We start from the raw sequence: 251 nt of genomic DNA, 5'->3' as shown, positions 1-251 counted from the left end.
ATATAATCAATGAATGAAGTGTGCGCATTTCCTCCATGATCTTTTCTGCTGTTACTCTGCCCAGCAGTGGTTCCACCTTAATTTACGCCATTTTCCCATGATGGTGGTAGAGGAGCTCCAGTTTCAGAACCTAGTACTTATCTGCTAATGGGAAGTGTTTTATTGCTTTTGGGTTTGGTTTTTAAAAGACGTTATATCTAAATTATCTTTGTGATATTTATGATTGTCCAACCATTTAACTAACATTTCTC

Annotated in this window: 1 pseudogene; it reads left to right on the top strand. The window is 36.7% G+C overall.

Features of this window, described 5'->3' with window-relative positions:
* Positions 1-123: 123 nt before the first annotated feature.
* Positions 124-201: pseudogene (locus ACYQ0O_RS13250) on the top strand (PEP-CTERM sorting domain-containing protein); the annotation flags it as partial.
* Positions 202-251 lie beyond the last annotated feature (50 nt).

This window comes from Desulfothermus okinawensis JCM 13304 (assembly GCF_054654515.1).
The sequence above is the reverse complement of the archived record's forward strand: the minus strand, read 5'-3'. Positions and strand labels throughout refer to the sequence as shown.